We start from the raw sequence: 3,945 nt of genomic DNA on the forward strand, positions 1-3,945 counted from the left end.
AGCCATCCGTGCGTCCCCATTCCCGCCTGACCGACAAACCGATTAAACTCAAGTGGGGTCCCAACTGGGAGGACGATCTGGCCGGCCTGGGCGAAACCGGCGCCGGAGACACCAATTTTAAAAATTTAGAGATTGCGACCTATCTTCAGTTTCGCAACGTGTTCATGTTCTGGCTGCCGCGCTTGTGCGAACACTGTCTCAACCCGGCCTGCGTGGCCTCCTGTCCGTCCGGCGCCCTGTACAAACGCGACGAGGACGGCATCGTCCTGGTGGACCAGGAGCGCTGCCGGGGATGGCGCTACTGCGTGTCGGGCTGTCCGTACAAGAAGGTCTATTTCAACTGGAAGACCGGGCGGGCGGAAAAGTGCATCTTCTGTTATCCGCGCATCGAAGCCGGCCTGACCACGCTGTGCGCCCACAGCTGCGTCGGCCGTATCCGCTACGTGGGGGTCTTGCTTTACGATGCGGATCGCATCGCCGAGGCGGCGGCAGCACCGTCCGACCAGGCCGTCTATCCAGCCCACCTGGACGTCCTTCTCGACCCCAACGATCCAGATGTCGCGCGCCGCGCCGCCGCCCAGGGAATCGCGCCAAACATGCTCGCGGCCGCACAAAAATCACCGACCTATGCGCTGATCAAAGCGTGGCGCCTGGCCCTGCCACTGCACCCCGAATTTCGGACCCTGCCCATGGTGTGGTATGTGCCGCCGCTGAGTCCGGTGAGCAGCCAGGTAGAGCCTTCCCAGGAATCGGAGACCATCGACCGCATGCGCATTCCCATCGTCTACCTGGCCAACCTGCTCACCGCTGGTGACGAGGCGCCGGTCAGAATGGCCCTCAAACGCCTCTCGGCCGTCCGTCAATACATGCGGACCCAACGGGTGGAAAGGCGGTCCGATACACAGTTGCTCGATGCGATGGGGCTTGACGAAGAAGTGGTCGGAAAGATCTACCGCCTGCTTGCCCTGGCGCGCCTGGAGGATCGTTTTGTCCTGCCGACCAAGCCCGTTCAGGATGACGATAACTACACCCGGCAGGGATGCTGCGGTTTTGGCCAAGCATCCTAAATGCATGGTGGCATGAATTACCGGATTAACCTCACCGCGAAGCACGCGGAGAAACGACAATTGACTGCTAAAGCTATCCAGCTGATGAGAAGGAAAGACCGACGATGACCCGACACCCGACCGATTCGCTTCACGTGCTGTCCGTGCTGCTGCACTATCCCGACGAGGAGCTTTTCAACCGTATAGATGAGATTGGGTCTGCCGCCGACCAATCACGCCCGGCGGAAATCGAGTCAGCCATCCAGGCGTTTGTCAGCGAGCTTAACACCCATAGCCTCATCCAGGTTCAGGAGAGGTACACGGCCGCCTTCGATATCGATCCGGCCACGACCATGAACATGACCTACCACGCGTTTGGTGACAATGAAAAACGGGCCGCTGCGCTGGCCAACCTGCAGCACAACTACGAACAGGCCGGCTGGGAGCGCATCACCGGCGAATTGCCCGATTATCTGCCCATGATGCTGGAATTTCTCTCGATCTGTCCGCATCCGGAGCATACCGCACCAGTCTGGCAGTGCCTGCAGGGCGTGCAGCCGCTGGTTGACCGTCTGGAAAAAAAGGCCCCAGTCTATGCGGCCCTGTTGCAACCGATCGTCCGCATGGCTGCCGAGCGCGGTACATTAATCGACAACAGCGGTCATCCGTCCCAAGCAGATGTGTAGCCCGTAGGAGGAATTCACATGGATCTTTTCTATACACTCATGTTTACCGTTTTTCCCTATTTGTGCCTCACCACCTTCGTGGTCGGGCATTCCTACCGGTATGTCACCGATCGCTACGCCTGGAATTCCCACTCCAGCCAGCTTTTGGATAACCAATCACTGCGTTGGGGCTCCGTACTCTTTCACATCGGCATCATTCTGACGTTTTTGGGCCATGCCGGCGGTCTGTTAATCCCTCAAAAATACTACGATCTGTTTGGCATCACGTCTGATATGCACCTGGCCATCGCCCATTGGATGGGCGAGGTGGTGGGCATCGCCGCTCTTGCCGGGTGCCTACTTCTGCTGTGGCGCCGTCTGACCAATGACCGCGTGCGGACTGCCGGCAGCGTCAACGACCTGATCACCCTGGGGGGTTTGACCCTGGTGGTGGCCGGTGGGGTTTACAACGTATTTTTCGGGAATTACAACGTTCTCGACAGTGTGGCCCCATGGATCCGGGGGATCGTTTTTTTCAGCCCCGATCCCGAATTGATGCGACCGGTCCCGTTGGGCTTCAAGATACACGTCACACTGGCTTGGGCGCTGCTGGCTTTTTCACCATTCAGCCGATTGGTGCATATCTGGAGTGTACCTGTTTTCTATTTTTTCCGCAGATGGATTCTTTTTCGGCGTCATGTTCGGCAATCCTGAAGGAGATATATTCCATGGCATTGTACCTTATAGACCCCGACATCCTCTTTCGCCATTTCATGCTTCCGGGCACCGCCCTGCTGATTTTTATAGTCGCCGCAGTGTTGATCACGATTTTTCTCCGAGGGCCAAACCAAAGTGAATGACAGCAAGAGGAGATATCGATGAATGCCATCGGAGATGTTCCAGCATCTGGCAAACCTGAATTCGAAGATCCAAGGGGCCGGGTCGAATCCGGAACAAGACCCGCCTGGCCTGTCAGAATTTTGCAAAACGGCCTTGAACAACTCAATCCCGCCTATTTTGCGCTTGTGATGTCCACCGGTATTGTCTCCATCGCAGCTCATTTTCAGGGCTTTGATATGATTGCCAAGGCGCTTTTCGGGTTCAATATCGCCGCCTACCCCATCCTTTGGCTTATGTATATCTGCCGGATGATATGGTTCACGGAACGTTTCAGAAATGATTTTCTCGACCACACTCAAGGCATGGGTTATTTTACTGCCGTTGCTGCTTCTGGTGTTCTTGGAAGTCAGGCGCTTCTGCTCACCGGCAGTTTCCTAACCGCGGCAATCTTGTGGTGTATCACCATCTCACTCTGGCTGTGCCTGATATATGGCATCTTCACCGGCCTGATCACCAAAGTAAAAAAACCAACCATCGCCGAAGGTATCAACGGCGGTTGGCTGCTGGCTATCGTAGCCACTCAGGCCGTCACCGTTTTGAGTACGGCCATCGCACCTTTTTTTCAACACTACCTCGAACCGATGTTGTTTCTGGCATTTATCACCTGGCTGTTCGGTGGCATGCTCTATATCTGGGTGATCGCATTGATTTTCTACCGTTATCTGTTCTTTCCGTTTTCCCCTCAGGATCTAACCCCACCATACTGGATAAACATGGGCGCCGTGGCCATCACTACCCTGGCTGGCACCGGACTGATCGCCAATGCAGCGTCGTCTGAATTTTTTATCGAACTGTCGCCTTTTCTGAAAGGCCTTACCTTTTTCTTCTGGGCCACCGCGACATGGTGGATCCCGATGCTGGTCATACTTGGCGTATGGCGTCACGGCTACCGCCGCTTCCCCTTTCGCTACAGTCCGCTGTTCTGGGGCGCAGTCTTCCCGCTGGGAATGTACACGGCCTGCACCCATCGACTCTCAGAGGTGACTGGCGTTATGATGATAGCGGCAATCCCCAAAGGCTTCGTTTACGTTGCCATGGCTGCATGGCTACTGACTTTTGGCGGGATGACGCATACGATTGTCACAAGTTTGCGACGACCAGGGATGCCAAAATGAGGAGCAACTCTCCTGCAAGAACAGGTAACCTGGGGACAGCTTTTTGCTTACGTCGAAACCACGTTTTGTCGCCATAGTTGAAAACCGGCATATCGGTACTATCATCAAATTGGTACCATCGATAATGTTCGATAGATCAAAGCACCGATCTGCCCTGAAAGTGACATTGGATCGTGTGAAATTATTTTGGGTCGGCCCCGCAACTTCCCCTTTTGTGAT

The 3,945-nt window shown here is 55.4% G+C and carries 4 protein-coding genes; all 4 read left to right on the forward strand.

The genetic code is table 11. The annotated features are described in order from the left end of the window. A partial coding sequence (gene narH, locus ABYV26_RS22480) for a nitrate reductase subunit beta (RefSeq protein ID WP_372683595.1) occupies window positions 1–1,067 on the forward strand: 1,067 nt, incomplete at its 5' end. 104 nt (window positions 1,068–1,171) lie between these two features. Then, window positions 1,172–1,732 (forward strand): nitrate reductase molybdenum cofactor assembly chaperone, encoded by a 561-nt coding sequence (gene narJ, locus ABYV26_RS22485; RefSeq protein ID WP_372683596.1) that lies wholly within the window; start codon window positions 1,172–1,174, stop codon window positions 1,730–1,732. Window positions 1,733–1,750: 18 nt separating this feature from the next. Further along, complete coding sequence (gene narI, locus ABYV26_RS22490; RefSeq protein WP_372683597.1) at window positions 1,751–2,425, forward strand: respiratory nitrate reductase subunit gamma; 675 nt, start codon at window positions 1,751–1,753, stop codon at window positions 2,423–2,425. A 164-nt stretch (window positions 2,426–2,589) separates the two neighbouring features. Continuing rightward, complete coding sequence (locus ABYV26_RS22495) at window positions 2,590–3,726, forward strand: tellurite resistance/C4-dicarboxylate transporter family protein (protein ID WP_372683598.1); 1,137 nt, start codon at window positions 2,590–2,592, stop codon at window positions 3,724–3,726. Window positions 3,727–3,945 lie beyond the last annotated feature (219 nt).

This window comes from Desulfosarcina sp. (assembly GCF_041551955.1).
In the GTDB taxonomy this organism is placed as follows: domain Bacteria; phylum Desulfobacterota; class Desulfobacteria; order Desulfobacterales; family Desulfosarcinaceae; genus Desulfosarcina.

What these genes read in the sequence shown, in the direction of transcription:
- ABYV26_RS22495 (WP_372683598.1), top strand. Translation starts at nt 2,590, where the DNA reads ATGAATGCCATCGGAGATGTTCCAGCATCTGGCAAACCTGAATTCGAA.
- narJ (WP_372683596.1), top strand. Translation starts at nt 1,172, where the DNA reads ATGACCCGACACCCGACCGATTCGCTTCACGTGCTGTCCGTGCTGCTG.
- narI (WP_372683597.1), top strand. Translation starts at nt 1,751, where the DNA reads ATGGATCTTTTCTATACACTCATGTTTACCGTTTTTCCCTATTTGTGC.